General features: G+C 36.8%; 14 protein-coding genes. 6 read left to right on the top strand and 8 right to left on the bottom strand.

Annotated elements, in window-relative coordinates; translation table 11 throughout:
• The first annotated feature begins 37 nt into the window (after positions 1 to 37).
• The 4 genes from DLK05_RS11995 (at position 38) to mazG (ending at position 4,468) form a co-directional block, all read left to right on the top strand.
• On the top strand, positions 38 to 2,245 hold the full coding sequence (locus DLK05_RS11995) for a B12-binding domain-containing radical SAM protein (RefSeq protein ID WP_127344244.1): 2,208 nt from the start codon (positions 38 to 40) through the stop codon (positions 2,243 to 2,245).
• 43 nt (positions 2,246 to 2,288) lie between these two features.
• Positions 2,289 to 2,537 carry a VF530 family protein gene (locus DLK05_RS11990; RefSeq protein WP_127344243.1) on the top strand — a complete coding sequence of 83 codons (249 nt, stop codon included), beginning with the start codon at positions 2,289 to 2,291 and terminating at the stop codon, positions 2,535 to 2,537.
• Positions 2,538 to 2,557: 20 nt separating this feature from the next.
• A complete protein-coding gene (locus DLK05_RS11985; protein WP_127344242.1) occupies positions 2,558 to 3,190 on the top strand; it encodes a class I SAM-dependent methyltransferase in 633 nt (210 codons plus the stop codon).
• A gap of 501 nt (positions 3,191 to 3,691) precedes the next feature.
• The gene (gene mazG, locus DLK05_RS11980; protein WP_127344241.1) at positions 3,692 to 4,468 is read left to right on the top strand and encodes a nucleoside triphosphate pyrophosphohydrolase; all 777 of its coding nucleotides are present in this window, start codon (positions 3,692 to 3,694) and stop codon (positions 4,466 to 4,468) included.
• A gap of 87 nt (positions 4,469 to 4,555) precedes the next feature.
• Here mazG and DLK05_RS11975 read toward each other — a convergent pair whose 3' ends face one another.
• The gene (locus tag DLK05_RS11975; RefSeq protein WP_127344240.1) at positions 4,556 to 6,205 is read right to left on the bottom strand and encodes an AMP-binding protein; all 1,650 of its coding nucleotides are present in this window, start codon (positions 6,203 to 6,205) and stop codon (positions 4,556 to 4,558) included.
• Between the two features lie 285 nt (positions 6,206 to 6,490).
• Between DLK05_RS11975 and DLK05_RS11970 the strand changes: the two genes are divergently transcribed.
• The gene (locus DLK05_RS11970) at positions 6,491 to 8,110 is read left to right on the top strand and encodes an amidase (protein ID WP_127344239.1); all 1,620 of its coding nucleotides are present in this window, start codon (positions 6,491 to 6,493) and stop codon (positions 8,108 to 8,110) included.
• Positions 8,111 to 8,201: 91 nt separating this feature from the next.
• Here the strand turns inward: DLK05_RS11970 and DLK05_RS11965 are convergent, their stop codons facing one another.
• Positions 8,202 to 10,223, bottom strand: a complete 2,022-nt coding sequence (locus tag DLK05_RS11965) for a tetratricopeptide repeat-containing sensor histidine kinase (protein WP_127344238.1) — start codon at positions 10,221 to 10,223, stop codon at positions 8,202 to 8,204.
• A gap of 569 nt (positions 10,224 to 10,792) precedes the next feature.
• Here DLK05_RS11965 and DLK05_RS11960 point away from each other — a divergent pair.
• Complete coding sequence (locus DLK05_RS11960; protein WP_127344237.1) at positions 10,793 to 11,530, top strand: DUF6261 family protein; 738 nt, start codon at positions 10,793 to 10,795, stop codon at positions 11,528 to 11,530.
• Positions 11,531 to 11,634: 104 nt separating this feature from the next.
• On the opposite strand, the gene DLK05_RS11955 is transcribed toward DLK05_RS11960, so the two are convergent.
• The 6 genes from DLK05_RS11955 to DLK05_RS11930 form a co-directional block, all read right to left on the bottom strand.
• The gene (locus DLK05_RS11955; protein WP_209319855.1) at positions 11,635 to 11,850 is read right to left on the bottom strand and encodes a hypothetical protein; all 216 of its coding nucleotides are present in this window, start codon (positions 11,848 to 11,850) and stop codon (positions 11,635 to 11,637) included.
• Positions 11,851 to 12,099: 249 nt separating this feature from the next.
• Positions 12,100 to 13,155, bottom strand: a complete 1,056-nt coding sequence (locus DLK05_RS11950; protein WP_127344236.1) for a 4Fe-4S dicluster domain-containing protein — start codon at positions 13,153 to 13,155, stop codon at positions 12,100 to 12,102.
• Positions 13,142 to 13,432 carry a winged helix-turn-helix domain-containing protein gene (locus tag DLK05_RS11945; RefSeq protein WP_127344235.1) on the bottom strand — a complete coding sequence of 97 codons (291 nt, stop codon included), beginning with the start codon at positions 13,430 to 13,432 and terminating at the stop codon, positions 13,142 to 13,144. Before DLK05_RS11945 ends, DLK05_RS11950 begins: the two co-directional genes overlap by 14 nt.
• Positions 13,433 to 13,443: 11 nt before the next feature.
• On the bottom strand, positions 13,444 to 15,378 hold the full coding sequence (locus tag DLK05_RS11940; protein WP_127344234.1) for a CoB--CoM heterodisulfide reductase iron-sulfur subunit A family protein: 1,935 nt from the start codon (positions 15,376 to 15,378) through the stop codon (positions 13,444 to 13,446).
• Positions 15,375 to 16,676, bottom strand: coding sequence for a CoB--CoM heterodisulfide reductase iron-sulfur subunit A family protein (locus DLK05_RS11935; RefSeq protein ID WP_127344233.1), 1,302 nt, complete (start codon positions 16,674 to 16,676; stop codon positions 15,375 to 15,377). The genes DLK05_RS11940 and DLK05_RS11935 overlap by 4 nt, the downstream gene beginning before the upstream one ends.
• Positions 16,677 to 16,681: 5 nt before the next feature.
• Positions 16,682 to 17,089, bottom strand: coding sequence for a hydrogenase iron-sulfur subunit (locus tag DLK05_RS11930; protein WP_127344232.1), 408 nt, complete (start codon positions 17,087 to 17,089; stop codon positions 16,682 to 16,684).

Raw genomic sequence — 17,089 nt, 5'->3', positions numbered from 1 at the left:
GTAGCAAGCATCATTACCATTTATAAAATACAAACACGTGAAAGACCTTCTTCTGGTAACTCCACCTTTTACTCAATTAAACACCCCTTATCCGGCAACGGCCTACCTAAAGGGATTTTTGAACGATAAAAACATCAGTTCCTTTCAGATGGATTTGGGTATAGAAGTTATTCTGGAGCTTTTTTCCAAAGAAGGATTATCAGAGCTGTTTGAAATTGCTTTGCAGCAAGAGTTGATTGTTTCGGAAAATGCCCAAAGAATATATGCCCTTCGAGAGCATTATTTAATGGTAATAAACGATGTGATTGCTTTCCTGCAAGGGAAAAATCAAACTTTAGCGAGACAAATTTCTACTGAGGATTTTCTTCCTCAAGCCTCAAGGTTCGAGCAAATTGAAGATCTGGATTGGGCATTTGGATTGATGGGAATGCAAGATAAAGCAAAGCATTTATCCACCCTTTTTCTGGAAGATTTATCGGATTTTATCACAGAATGTATCGATGAGAATTTTGGTTTTAGCCGGTATGCCGAACGATTAGGTCGGAGTGCATCCTCCTTCGATAAATTGAATGAGCATTTGCAGCAAGAATTGTCTCACATCGATAAAATAAGCATAGCTATTCTGGCCAAACAAATCGAATTGAGCCAGCCTAAACTGGTCTGTTTTTCGGTTCCATTTCCGGGCAATTTGTACAGTACTTTTCGTTGTGCTCAGTTCATTAAAAAAGAATATCCAAACATTAAAATTGTAATGGGTGGAGGATTTCCCAATACCGAACTAAGAAGTATATCGGATCCCAGAGTGTTTGATTTTATTGACTACATTACATTAGATGACGGGGAATTGCCTCTTCAACTTTTGGCTAATACGACATTACATCCGGCCAACGAAACACCCCCTTTAAAACGAACATTTGTTAGGAAAAATGGAGATGTAAAATACAATAATACGGCAACGCAACAGGATTATAAACAGCACGAACTGAGCACGCCCGATTTTTCGGATCTTTTGCTCGACAAATACATTTCGGTAATCGAAATAACCAACCCAATGCACAGTTTGTGGAGCGATGGACGATGGAACAAACTAACCATGGCTCACGGATGCTACTGGGGCAAATGCACTTTTTGCGATGGCTCATTAGATTACATAAAAACGTTCGAACCCATTGCCGCCAAAATACTGGTTGACAGAATAGAGGCGATTGTAGAACAAACAGGAGAAAAAGGCTTCCATTTTGTGGATGAAGCAGCTCCCCCGGCACTTATGAAAGCGCTTGCCATTGAAATTTTGAAGCGTAAATTAACCATTACCTGGTGGACAAATGTTCGGTTCGAAAAAAACTTCACAAAAGATATTTGTGTCTTGCTAAAGGCCTCTGGCTGCATTGCCGTTTCAGGAGGGTTGGAAGTTGCCTCGGACCGATTGCTAAAACTGATTAACAAAGGAGTTAGCTTACAACAAGTAGCCCAGGTTACCCGTAATTTTTCCGAAACGGGAATTATGGTTCATGCTTATTTAATGTATGGATTTCCATCTGAAACTGTACAGGAAACAATCGATAGCTTGGAAGTCGTTCGGCAGATATTCGAATTAGATATTGTACAATCGGCTTTTTGGCATCAATTTGCCCTTACTGCCCATAGTCCTGTCGGATTAAATCCAACGGCTTATGGCATTACACCTGAGTACACTGATATTACGTTCGCCAATAACGATATTCAATTTACCGATAAAACAGGCATCGATCACGATCTATTTAGCTTTGGATTAAAAACATCACTCTATAATTATATGCACGGACTTGGTTTTGAAATTCCTTTGCAGGATTGGTTCGTCGACTTTCCATCCGGATTTAGAATTCCGAAAACCAGCATTAAACGCGATTTTATTCAGAGCTGTTTGGATGCTTCAGATTATTCACATCCTAAAGATTCTGCAATTGTTGTATGGTTAGGTGGTACACCCGAAACAAAAAGCATTTCCAAATCGAAAAAAGGCAGAACATGGCAACTCAATAAAATGATTTTCCATGATAAAGTGGAAAGCTTCGAAATATCGCTTGAAAAAGAAAAAGGCGATTGGTTTTTAGAAATTCTGAAAAGAATATCGCTTGACGAAGAAACCTTACTTTCTTTGGCTGATGTAAAAGCCAATTTTGAAACTCATTTTGAAGACTTTGAATTGTTTTGGTATTCAAAACCAATAAACCAATTACGGGAACATGGCTTACTGATTTTGTAGTTAGTAGATGGCACTGAATAGATGTAAAAACTGAATTTTTATAATGGAATCAAAAAAGAAGAGCAATACCAGCAGAGAACAAACCAATAATCCATTACATGGAATTAAACTGGCCGAAATTATAGAATTACTGGTTAGTTATTATGGATGGGAAGAATTAGGTGCAAAAATTAATATCAATTGTTTTAGAAGTGATCCTTCTATTAAATCAAGCCTTAAATTCCTGAGAAAAACACCTTGGGCCAGAGAAAAAGTAGAAAGACTCTACCTTAAAACTATCAATAAGCATTAATATAAATTCAAGCTAAAATCATGGCTCCTAGCTGTCCTCTTTGTGGTAATTCCGGTAAGCTTTTTTACGAGCGCCCCAATATGTTCCACTATCAATGCGAAACCTGTTCCGGCATATTTGCAGATAAAAAATTCTTGCCCGAAACTGAAGTAGAAAGGAAGCATTACACACAACACAATAATGATGTAGAAGACAAAGGATATCAGGCATTCGTATCGCCAATAACAGCAGCTGTACTTCGGGATTTTACACCTAAAGCAAAAGGTCTGGACTTTGGAGCAGGAACTGGCCCTGTAATTTCAAAAGTGCTAAGCGACAAAGGCTTTTCCATCCAACAATACGATCCTTTTTTTCATAATCATCCTCATTTACTGGAGGATAAATATGACTATATTGCCTGCTGTGAAGTCATCGAACATTTTCACAATCCCGGTAAGGAATTTGCTTTACTTCGAAATTTATTAAATCGAAACGGGAAACTGTACTGTATGACTCATATCTATGATGAAAGCATTGACTTTCCTAAATGGTACTATAAAAATGATCCCACTCATGTATTTATCTACCACAGAAATACATTATCTTGGATACAGAAAGAATTTGGTTTTAATGAGTTGATGATTGATAACAGACTTATCGTTTTCTCCTTATAATCCTAATTTCGCTATTTGAACAAAATCCTTTTTGTAATGATATTAAAATATACAACAGGCAAACTCCCCCCCTTCTCTAACTTTTTCGTGCTTACGGTAAATATGCCTTCTGGAAAGATGAGAAAAAAGTGAAATTATATTAGAGTGACTTCTTTCGCAAAAAAAAACAGGTGATGATGCTGTAAGCCCCGTACAAGACGGGTTTGTAAGTCCCAAGGCGGAGTGATTTATGCCCAAGACACCATTTAAGCTCCAAGACTGCCTTATCTGATCCAAGATCAGATGATTTACTTGCAAGAAGGATGTTTTTACCTCCAAGCAAGATTAAAAATAAACAAGACCTTGACCCTTCCTAAAATAGCTAAAGACATTTGCTGTAAAAACCCTGGGCTCAACAATAGAAGCCAACTAGAATCGTTCCAAAAAATCAATTCAAAATCATCGCATTGCTCTCAATTAGTTTTGTAAATTTGATCTTCAATTACATCAAATGCATACGAAATGGATAGAAAATTAAAAGCCTTTGAGCGCTTACTAGATATAATGGATCAGCTTCGGGAAGGTTGTCCCTGGGACAAAAAGCAAACTTTTGAAAGCTTGCGAACCCTAACTATCGAAGAAACTTATGAACTTGCCGATTCAATTTTAAAAGGAGAAAAGCAGGAAATCAAAAAAGAATTGGGAGATATTTTGCTTCACATTGTATTCTATGCTAAAATAGGCTCGGAAACCAACGATTTTGATATTGCTGATGTTTGTGATGCCATAAGCGAGAAGCTAACTTATCGCCATCCTCATATTTTTAGTGATACCGTAGTTGCCGATGCCAAAGAAGTGGAAGAAAACTGGGAGCAATTAAAATTGAAAGAAAAAGGGGGCAATAAATCGGTATTAGAAGGCGTACCAAATTCATTACCTGCATTGGTAAAAGCCAATAGAATACAGGATAAAGTTCGTGGCGTAGGCTTCGATTGGGACGAGAAAGAACAGGTTTGGGAAAAGGTGAAAGAAGAAATGCTTGAGCTTCAAGAGGAAATTATTAATGGAGATCGGGATAAAATGGAACAGGAGTTTGGCGATATGTTCTTTTCCTTGATTAATGCAGCACGATTATATGGAGTAAATCCTGAAAATGCACTGGAACGAACCAATCAAAAATTCACGAAACGTTTCAATTATCTGGAAAGTAAAACCATCAAACAAGGACGTAGTCTGAAAGAGATGAACCTGGAAGAAATGGATGAAATTTGGGAGGAAGCAAAACAATTTGACAGATAATTAACATCTACAAAATCAAATAAATTACCTTATCCCTTATCAGGATAGTGCCAACAAATAAGGCTGATCTAAGATCAGCCTCATACTTTATTTTTTATGATATAAGAATCGTTTTATTTTGTGCGTTGCCGTTTTCTGGAAAGGATCAATGTGCTCGACAACCCTTTGCACTTGAGAGAATTTATTCACCTTTGAATTCACATAAATCTGTAATTCTTTCTTCAGTTTATCCACTTCTGTTTCCATGAAATTCTCCACTTCCTTTTTCATGTGCTTATACTGCTGTTCCAGTTCTTCATAGTTAAAATGAACCATGGCAACCAGTTTTCCTCCCTTTTCAATCACAACAGATTCCAAAACATGCTTAAAGTTGTTAATCACAGATTCAATTTCCTCAGGATAAATATTCTCCCCGCTGGCGCCTACGATCATATTCTTTAGTCGCCCTTCGATAAACAGATAATTATCCTTATCCATTCTGGCTAAATCACCTGTTTTAAACCAACCGTCATCAGTTAAAACCTCCTTTGTTTTCTCCGGTTCTTTATAATATCCCATCATGATATTATCTCCTTTTGCCCACACCTCTCCAATTCCAGTATGAGCATCGGGCTGATAAATTTTTAATTCCACACCCATTAAAGCACTTCCGGTAGATTGAAATTTTGTTAATGTCGGACCAATGCCTGCAATTAATGGAGCTGTCTCCGTCAAACCGTATCCTATGGCATACGGAAATTTTGCTTCTCGTAAAAATAACTCTACTTGAGAATTCAGTTTAGCACCACCAATACCAAAAAAGGTTAATGCCCCACCAAATGTTTCCATTAATTTTTTCCCTGCAACAATGTTCAATTTCTTGCGAAAGAATGGAATTTTATAAAGAACTCTGGTAACAACCTTTCCATTGATAGAAGGCAATATCTTCGATCTGTAAATTTTTTCGATGATCAATGGAACAGAGAACATGATTGTTGGTCGCACCTCTTTTAAGGCCTTTAGTAATAAAGATGGAACCGGCGTTTTACCTAAATAATAGACACAAGAGCCCGCAATCATGGGGATCACAAAACCCAAAGTATTCTCATAAGTATGTGAAAGCGGCAAAATCGAAAGAAAACGATCTGTTTCATCTATAGGATGAATGGTTTTAGAGCGAGTTGCATTAAAACAAATATTTTTGTGCGATAGCATTACTCCCTTAGAACTACCTGTAGTTCCTGAAGTATAAATAATGGCTGCCATATCATCCTCTACCACTTGATATTCCAGCTCAGGACATACAGACACATCAAATTTCAACTGTACATTATCCGACTGTATTAATTCAAAATTTTCAATTGCTATTTGATATTGTAAGGATTCAATTTCAACATTCTTAAGCTTAGACAATAAGCCTTTAGATACAAAAATAGCTTTAGCTTCGGAATGCGCTAAAATATTAGTAAGCTCATCCACGCTAAATTCAGGAAGTAACGGAACAATTACAGCTCCCATAAAAGTCGTTGCGTAGTAGACTATACCCCAATTAGGCATATTGGTACTTAATAAAGCAACTTTATCTCCGGGTTTAATACCAAGCTTTTCGTAGAACGCAATTAAAGCTTTTATGTGATCATTTACCTCATTATAAGTTAAAGGATCCTGGCCAACAAGAGCCATTGCTTTGTGATTTCCAAATTTCGCTACCGTTTCGGAAAAAAGAGCAGGAAATGTTAAGCATTTATACTGTTTCATCATGGTCAATTTAATACTACAAGGCACTGTTTAAGGTTGAAAAAACAATTACCTAGCTTCGCAAGTTAAAAAAAAATAAATTGTTCTCTCTATTAGTAGTAAAAATGCGACATTCCGCCTAATTGCTGCTTGAAATAATAAAATTCTGCATTCTCATCAATCCCTTATATTTCAGTGCTTTTGTATTTACAAACAAACAAAATCAAAATGTTTTTATTCTTTCGGGGAAATCCTGAAATAATTCTTTTTTTCCTACATTTATTGCCATAACTTAAATCGAAATCCATGAAACGTCGTCAATTTATTGCCTTATCTGCGCTAAGCACTCCCCTTTTAAGCGGATTGGGATTGTCTGCTTGTCAAACCAATCAAAAAACTGATGAAAACCCCGGTAACCAAAAGGATTACAACCAGTTTAATTATAATGAACAGAGCATTTCCAAATTGCAGGAAATGATGAAATCCGGGCAATTAACTTCCGAAGAGTTGGTAATTGCCTACCTGGATAGAATCGAACAAATTGATAAGAAAGGCCCTGCAATTAATGCGGTTATGGAAATAAATCCGGATGCACTTGCTCTTGCTCGTAAACTGGATGAAGAGCGAAAAAATGGCAATATCAGAGGTGTCCTACATGGTATTCCTATCATGATAAAGGATAATATAGACACTGCAGATAAAATGATGACCACAGCAGGGTCTCTTGCTCTGGAAGGCAATTTTGCAGAGAAAGATGCTTTTGTTGTGAGTCAGTTGCGAAATGCAGGTGCAATTATTATGGCAAAGACTAACCTTAGTGAATGGGCTAATTTCAGAAGTACACGTTCCTCCAGTGGATGGAGTGGCCGTGGTGGACAAACTCATAATCCCTATGTAATCGATAGATCGCCTTGTGGATCCAGTTCTGGTTCCGGAGCGGCTGTAGCTGCTAATTTATGTGTTGCTGCCTTGGGTACAGAAACCGACGGATCGGTAGTTTGTCCTTCGGGACACAATGGCATTGTTGGTATTAAACCGACCCTTGGATTGGTAAGTAGAAGCGGTATCATTCCCATCGCTCATTCGCAGGATACAGCAGGTCCAATGGCTCGAAACGTAAAAGATGCTGCACTCTTACTCTCGGCTATGCTGGGACAAGATGAAACAGATGCCATCACTATCAACAATAAAAATCAGAAAATAAATTACGCCGAAAATTTAAATGCAAATGCACTAAAAGACGCGAATATCGGTGTTGTTCGGGAGTTGTTTGGTTTCCATACCGAAGTAGATAAAATAATGGAACAAGCCATTACCAATTTAAAAGCTGCCGGAGCTAAACTTATAGATGTAAAAATCCCTAATCTTGGCAAATATGGTGATGCAGAATACGAAGTATTGCTCTATGAATTTAAAAACGATTTGAATAAATATTTAAGCAAATGCAGATTCCCAATTGTGAAGAGCCTGGAGGATATTATCCAATTTAATGAGCAATATAAAGAATTGGAAATGCCTTGGTTCGGGCAAGAAATCATGGAGATGGCAAATAAAAAGGGAGATTTAAACAATAAAGCGTACAAAGATGCCCTATTAAAATCCAAGGAATTATCAGGAAAGAAAGGAATAGATGCCTGCTTGCAAAAATATAAATTAGATGTTCTGATTGCCCCTACCAACGGCCCGGCATGGACGATTGATTTGGTGAATGGCGACCATTTTGGTGGGAGCAGTAGCGAACCAGCAGCGGTTTCGGGTTATCCGAATATTACAGTACCTGCCGGATTTGTGCACAATTTACCCGTTGGGATATCCTTTTTCGCCGAAGCTTTCTCAGAACAAAAACTCATTCAATTTGCTTACGCCTATGAGCAAGCAAGCAAGCATAGAAAAGCTCCGGAGTTTTATTCTACCATCATGCAATAGGAGCAATTCTAATGCAAAAAAGAGTCTCGGCAGCGAGACTCTTTTTGTTATCTTATAAATAAATTTCATTGGTACAGAGCAAGCTATTGCCCTAAGATGCCGGAAATTCAATGGTGAAAACACTTCCTTTTCCAAGCTCACTATCAGCCATTATACTCCCCTGATGAATATGAATTAATTCAAAACATATATTTAAGCCTAAACCTGTGCCCTGTTCGTTTCTTACGCCTAAGGTGCTTTGCATATTACTACTCTCCGTGAAAATATGCTTCAACTGTTCCTCTGCTATTCCAATACCATTATCAATTATTTGAATTTGAATATTCGATTCATGATTCCTGGCAATTACTTGGATTAATCCGCCATTGTTGGTGAATTTCATTGCATTAGAAATCAGATTCAATAAAATAGTTCGCAGTAGGTCTTGATCCCCAATAATATCTTTTTTAAGAAAGGATTTAAATTCGAGCTGAATTTCATCTTTCTTTGCCTTCGACTCCAAAAACTTCGCTAATTCATCAAACAAATTATTCAGAGAGAAGGAAGCTGGATTATAAGCTATCCTGCCAGTCTGAGCTCTTGACCACGACATTAGATGATCCAGCAAGTTCACACTTTCTTCGGATGATTGCTTCACATAAGCGGCAAATTTCTTTATCTTCTCATAATTACCCTTCTCTAATTCTGCTATTAATAAATTTATGAATCCGAGGGAAGAATTAAAAGGGCTTTTTAAATCGTGGGCAATTACAGAAAATAACTTATCCTTTGTGAGATTACTTTGCTTTAATTGTTTGGAAAGTTTCCGGTAGGACCGGAAACGATAGAAAAAAACAACAAACAGAGCGAGCATCAATAAACTAATAATCAAAAAATAATATTTTGTGATTTTTTGAAAACGAACTTCATCCTCACTTTTATGTAGGCTCTGTACTATTTTGAAATTATCCTCCATCTCAGAGATCAATTCTGCCTTCTGAACCAACATCAGAGAATCGTACTTCCTCACAAAACGGCTGTAACATATTATCGATTCCTTATAATCTCCTAATATCTCATAAAACTGAGGTGCAGCTCGGTATGCATCCATAATCTTTATATTAACCCCAAGCGTTTCTGATAGTTGAATAGCAGCATCCATGGATTCAATTCCGCTTTGGTCTTTGTTTAAATTGGCTAATACAAGCGCTTTGCCAATAAGATTATCTATGGATGCAAAATTATTCTTGTGTTTTCTATTTATATCCAGCGCCCGGTTATAATAATCAAGAGCTCTTCCGAACTGAGCTTGTTTTCTGTAAACATTTGCCATGCCATTTAAACATTCCGGCACAAAGCGAAACCTATTAATATCATGAAATTTGGAATAGGCTAGTTGATAATACTTCATCGACTGCTTAAGTTCATTTATTCGGTCATAAGTGCGGGCTATTTCCAGCAATACCAATCCGGTTCCTGTTTCATTCCCTACATCTTCCCAAATTTTCTTTGCTTTGAACAAATATTTTATGGCAAATACATAATCCTTCTTCTCCCGATAGGCTAGCGCCAGATTAGTATAGCCATATGAAATTCCTACCTGATAATGGATGCTTTGAAAAATAGCCAGAGAATTTTTAGCATACTCAATTGCCAATGGAATATTCCCGGACACCAAACATACATCACCTAAATTATTGTAAGCAAAAGCTGTCTGAATAGAGTCGTGAGCTTTAATACTGCTCTCTAAACACTTGTGGAAATAGATAATGGATTGTTGGGTATCGTACTTGTAATTCAAAAAAAGGACACCCACATAATTGCTTAGCCGTGATATCTCGCTAGTAATTTGATATTGATAGGCCAAACTCAAAGCCTTTTGACCCAATATTAGTGCAGAATCAGGGTTTGTTCCTCGTAAACGCCAACATTCATCTCCTAATTCTTTTATTTGCTTTAAGGCATTCGGTTTGGAAATACGCTTTTGGTTAGAATTATCTACATCATGCCCATAGGTAGCAACAGAAAAAAGCCAAAAACATGCCAAAAGGAATATTTTATACAAACGGGTCATAAGGAGTAGTGTTCGGGATTTTATACTCAAATATAATGAAAAATCAAACACTTTTAACATATCTAACTATTTAGAAGTATTCTGTGTGTCAATATGCTGGAATAAAAGTATTTCTATTAAAGTACTAAAATTGATCAGTCGGCATCTTAGTTGTCAATTTTTGTACAAAAAGTCATTACTTTTCATCGCAGTAGCTAATTTTTGTGCAAAAAACTATCACTTTTCACCCTAGCTATCACTTTTTGTGCAAAAAATTATCACTTTTCATCGCAGCAGCCATTTTTTGTGCAAAAAACCATCACTTTTCATCCTAGCTGTTATTTTTTGTGCAAAAAGTTATTACTCGGCATCTAAGTTGTCATTTTTGCACCTTTCCTGATAAAAAACACAGAATGAATTCCAGGAATAGTTTTTAGAAAATGAGTCACTTTTCTAATTCTAAACCCACTTAACAGAAAAAGGGAAAACAAGGTAAGTAATATTATTGATTTTTTTGTCTGTCAAATGTGTCAAGTTACAAAATACAACTTAACGCATAATTTATGCCCTATTTATTTTACTGTTTAATTTATATTTTATAATTTCAGAGCTGTAAATAAATATGTCAGTTAAATTAAAAAATCAAAATTATGAACACACAAATTTATTATTACTGTAACAACGAGGAAATTAATAGTGCTCTTGAAAACCTATTACCGGAATTTAAGAAAGCTAACTTCGGCGAAGATCTTGTGTTATCCGGCATTCTGGATAAGATTAAATATAGAAACACAGGCCTACGAAACACAATGGGAATAGTACGTAAAGGAAAATTCACCAATGAAATGCATCTGGCAGACTCGAAACTGGATAAAACCTTTATTTGTTTTAAACAAATTGTAAATGCCAACACCTATTTCCTTGATGAAGATATTGCCAGTTCAGCAAGAAAACTTTGGGAAGTAATTGAAGCGTACGATCTTAATATGTATATGTACAGCTACGAGCGACAATTAAGTAAAACTTTAGCCCTTATTGAACGCACAAAGGAAGATGAAATATCCAACTGGATTGGAAAGATAGAAGGAGGTGAAAGAGCATTAAATCAGATGGAAATCTGCTGTGCTGATTATCAATTAGTATACAACAAAACAATTCAGGAAGATGCCAATACGGTAACTGCTGAAGCTCCAACAGCTCAGAAAAAAGAAATTCGAGACCTTATAAATAGGGAATTACTTCCCTATCTGAATGTAATGAGCCAAGCCATGCCACAAAAATATGCTGCCATTACAGAGTTATCTAGAAAGTATATCAAGGAAATTAATCGCGATGCTCATGCACGTAAAACACGTAAAAAAGCACAGGTTCAGAAAGAAAATTTATAAGCCAAAAACAAGTGCAACTTCTTAGCTAGTAAAATTTAGAGCAAAAATTGGGGCAGGTGTTTAAACCTGCCCCATTCTTTTTTCCATTCACCTTATAAAGGGGTTTAGAAAAACATTTGACTTGCAATTATAATCAGAATAATTAGAATGATTCCCACATAGGTGAACGGACTACCAAAATTAAAAGTCGAGCCCAACACAGGATTGTATTTAGGAACTATCAAACGGGGATCTTTGCGATTTGCATAAAACGGACCATGCCAATTGGATAGATCTTTGCTCATGCCATCGAGAATGTGTTGTTCGGGATTCTTTTTCATAAGGATAGGTTTTTATCTTCTAAATTAACAGTTTTAGGTAACAATATCCAAACGAATTACATCCAAATAAAAGACCTCCCATCAGTTTTCTGACAGGAGGCCTTAATATTCTCTCGACTTAAGATTTTCAGACAGGATTTTAAGCCCGATTTCCCCAGTATTTAAAAGTAAAGTGAATGAAAAGCAGATCCAAGATCACTTTACTCGCCGATACAATCAACTATATTACCTGCTTAAATCTATCCTAAATTAGGATGCCGAAAGACTTTTCAGTTTCTCAAAATACATTGCAAACGAACGATATAGGAAATGTGTCCATTTTCCAAAAGGCACGATAATTAAGGCCCATTGAACAAGAACCGTAAGATGGATTAAATACATCCAAATATTAGTTTCCAGGATATCTAAATCGATAAACAAACGAACAACAAAAGCACTCAATCCCATTAAGAATAACCAGATCACAAAAAACCAGTCACTTGGATGAGAATTTTTACTCTGCTGTGTCTTTTTATTGACACGTCCTATCATAAAGATAAATGTTACCGAAAAAATAATTACACTCTCCACGTATCCAAGAATCAATACAAAACTGCTATCGGTAGCAAACCAGTCTAAAAACACGGTTGTAAAAAGCAGTGATAAATAACCGATTACAAGTATTAAGTGTTCGAACCAACGAGTCTGACTATCATCGCAGCCCAGTGTTCTCTTTTGTGTAAACATGTGAACGATTAGTTCGCTGAATGATTTAAAGTAAGCAGATATCGGCACCTTAACTTTTGGTTTACGGATTACCATATTCCACATCCTAAAAAGATTAGGAAGTAAAATCACTAGAAATACTCCACCAATTGCCAACATCTCAAAATAATGACCGTAGTGCAATAAATGCTCAGGCATAAAATTTTGTTCTGCTGCAAACCATATCACTCCAATAGCCAATAAAACAAATGCAATAATACTTGTTGTAAGTGATTTATAAAGCATACCGGAAAGACCAGTCCAATCGTATTTTGAAGTAAGATATCTACGAAGCGACATCATCAGTTCACCTGGTTCTGCCTCGCGGGGACAGGTAGCACTACAGTCGCCACAATAATAACATAACCATGGTTCCAGAGAGCTTTCAATTTCACTTTCCAAGCCAAGAACACTATATCTTACCATTTTGCGTGGAAACGAGTTGTCTTCGTCTGACAAAGAGCATACGGCTGTACAATTCCCACAATTGTAACATGCATTTGTATCAAAAGCGCCATAGCTTTGCAACTCCTTTGTGAATTTAGGGTTAATCCTTGCCATTGTCTTTTATTTTGTAATAAAAATATTCGTCCATATCATCGATATCCCCTGTTTCAACAAAACCGTATTTCAACAAGCTCATTACCTGATATAAAACTTCATCTGCTGGTATACTTAATGCTTCAGCAAGTTGAGGAACTGTTTTGTCCCCTTCCTTTAAAGCATCCATCAACCTTTTCTTTGTTTTTGTAAAATTTTTCAGATTCTCCATCACCTCTTTGGCTACGGGATTCTTTTCTTTGCGATATTTTGCAGTTTTACCTTTTTCAACTTCCATATGGCGTAGTTTTAATGAGTTGATACTAATGCGTCAATCATACTTTCTATTTGATCATCAGTATATCCAATCAATTCAATTGCATTGGATGGACAAACAGGCATACACATTCCGCATCCTTTACAAACAGCTTCGTTCACAACAGCTACTTGCTTGCCGTTAACATCCGTTTTTGTAAGAGCACTAAACGGACATGCATCATCACATTTACCACACCATTCGCAATTATCAGCATCTATTTTCGCAATAGTAGGTGAAAGAGCAAGTTCTCCCGCAGCAATTAATGAAAACGACTTGGTTGCCGCAGCTAAAGATGAATTCATGGATTCCATGATATTCTTTGGTCCCTGAGAAGCACCTGCTATGGTTACACCATCGATTACAGTCTCTACTGGTCGCAACTTCATGTGAATTTCATTAAAGAAATTATCTCTACCCTTAGGAACTTTTAGAAGGCTACCTATTGAATTGTCTTGACGAGGAACCATTCCTGTAACCAAAACTACCAAATCAGCTTCCACTTCTAAAGTTTTATCCGCAGTTAGAATATCTTTGATGGTAACCATAGTTTTATCCCCTACTTTGGATACTACCGGAGGATGATCTTCGAATGATTGCAAATAAATGTCTCCCATTCTTGAAGATTCATCATATAAAACCTCCTGTTTTCCGTAGGTTCTTATGCCTCGGTTAAAATGGAAATTATAAATCTCCTTATATTTCTTTTTCGCCGTGATTGCTGCATGAATCGTAGCTGTACAACAATATCTGGAGCAATACTTATTCTCTCCATCTACCTGACGACTACCAACACAATAGATATAAGCAATGTTTTTTACCTCTTTACCTTTATAAACAAGTTTGTCATCACAATAATGAACCAAACGTTTAAATTGAGGAAGTGTAACTACATTGTCGATGGTTTTATATCCAAATTCATCATTTTTTGGTTCATATGGATCATAACCAGTTGCAAGCAATACAGAACCAACTTTGATATTAAGGAATTCTTCCTGCTGACTAAAATCAACGTTTTTGCAAACTTTTTCACATTCTCCACAGCGAGTACAATGCTCCATATCAATTACGGGCAATTGTGGATATTCTCCTGGAAAATTGTGATAGATAGCTTTACGAGTAGTGATATTGAAGTTAAATTTATCAGGAACTTCTACAGGACAAACTTCAATGGCTTTCTCCAAGTTGCCCTCATCGCAATTCAATTTCATATGACGAGGAGAAACTTTAACCTTTAAAGAAATGTTCCCAACACTACCACTATTTTCGACAATTTCAGCACCTGTAAAAAGAGTGATATTTTTGTGATTCATTGCTTTGTCATAAAGACGGGTAATTAACTCTTTACCTGTCTCATTAGAAACAAATAAATCGTCCCATTGAGCAACTCTACCACCTACAAAAAACTCTCTTTCGATTAAATAAACCTGAGATCCGGATTCGGCTAATTCAATAGCTGAACGAAGACCTGCTACACCAGCACCAACTACGGCAACTGCATTGGTAGCTTCTACACGAATAGGTTCAAGTGCATTAGATCTTTTTACTTTAGCAACTGCAGCTTTCACAATCTGAATAGCTTTTTCTGTTGCTCCTACTTTATCATCAGAGTGTGCCCAGGAAGCCTGTTCTCTAATATTTGCATGAATATAATTGTACTTATTCAATCCAGCTCGTTCGGCAACAGCACTAAAGGTAAGTAAGTGCAATTTAGGAGAACATGAAGCTACTACTGCACCATCTAATTGCTTTTCTGCAATATCTGTAACCATATCCTTCTGGTTAGAATCGGCACAAGCAAACATGGTAGTTTTGGCTAAAAATACACCTTCATCCTTCTCAATCTCTTCCCGAACCTTTTCCACATCGACATAATCGGAAATATTACCGCCGCAATGACATACGTAAACGCCTATTTTCTTTTTCATAAAACAGCCCTCCTTAAATAACTTGTAGTTTCCGCTGATGCAGCTCCAGCTGACAAAATTGAATCTGGAATATCCATTGGTCCTGTAGCAGTACCAGCCACGAATACACCATCAATATTAGTTTCAGAAGGACTCGCAAGAATATCATTTTGATGAATAAAACCATAATCATCTAATACCAATGATTCTCCCTGAAAGGAATCGGAAATTTCAGAATTTGACATCACACCTACAGATAAAACAACCATATCGTGTTCAGCTTCCTTCACTTTTCCTTCTTCGATATCTTCATACCTAAGAATTAAATTACCATTTTCCTTTTCTTTGATATTACCAATTTTTCCTTTGATAAATTCTACACCCATCTCTTTAGACTGCTCATAGAATTCATTAAATCCTTTACCAAATGCACGAATATGCAAATAGTAAATGGTCACATCAGCCATTGGAAGCGATCCCATCAACAATTGACCTTGCTTTATCGAATACATACAGCAAACCTGAGAACAAATAGGATTCCCAACAGATTTATCACGAGATCCGGTACACAATACATATGCAATATTGTCTGGCATCTTGCCATCTCCAGGTCTTAAAATTGTATTAAATGGTCTGGTTGGTGCAAGTTGTCTTTCCATTTGCATGGATGTGATCACATTCTTGTACTTACCGTAACCATAACGTGGAATTTTAAGCGGATCAAACAATTTGAAGCCAGTCGCTACTACTACAGCTTTTGCTTTTACCACATAATCAAGATCTGTTTGGGTAAAATCAATACAGCCTGTAGGACATGCTCTTTCACAAGCACCACAAAGTGTACAATTGGTTATATCGATTGCAGCAGCACGAGGACTGGCAATACTAAATGGAATAAAAGCCGCTTTACGACCAATTAGTCCTTGTTGATATTCATCTATTACACTTACCGGACAAGCTTTTTCGCACAATTGACAAGCAGTACAATCATCGATATTTACATATCTTGGTTTTTGGTGCACATGTGCTTCAAAATTATGCTCTCCCAATTTATCAATCTTCTTAGCTTCAGCACTAAACATGATTGTAATATTGGGATGTCTGGATATTTCGGACACTTTTGGAGTAGTAATACAAGCAGCACAATCCAGAGTTGGGAATACCTTGCTCAGCGCAATCATTTTTCCACCAAGAGATAAGTCTTTCTCTACTACCAAAACCTTGTAATCAAGATTTGCCAGATTGAGAGCAGCTTCTCCACCGGAAATACCTCCGCCTACAACAAGAACATCATATTCTAATATTTTCTTTTCCGACATTCTACTTAGTTTGAAGAATTCATTAAATACTTGGTAAAACTCTTAACGTGTTTTACGAATGGCTCACTACATACAGAACAAATAGCTGCCATTTTCAGGCGTGCAGGATCCATTCCTTTTTCCTTTAAAATTTCTTGAGTTACACCTACAAGCTGACCAGTTTTATCGACACAAGATTCACCATAAGGGCAGTCGGTTCCATCAGCAGCTATAAATACACCATCAAAGCCTTGTTCAAGGGCACGTAAAATCCATTTTGGTTTTATTCCACTTGAACAAGGTACTGTGATAGTATAGACAGTAGGCGGATAATGTAACTTCAATAAACCCGCCATATCAATGGCTGGATCAGAGATTTTCTCTGTAGAGAAAACCAGGATCTTTGGGTTTTTATTTACTTTTTCCGCTCCCAT

This window comes from Ancylomarina longa, from assembly GCF_003996985.1.
In the GTDB taxonomy this organism is placed as follows: Bacteria; Bacteroidota; Bacteroidia; order Bacteroidales; family Marinifilaceae; genus Ancylomarina_A; species Ancylomarina_A longa.
The sequence above is the reverse complement of the archived record's forward strand: the minus strand, read 5'-3'. Positions and strand labels throughout refer to the sequence as shown.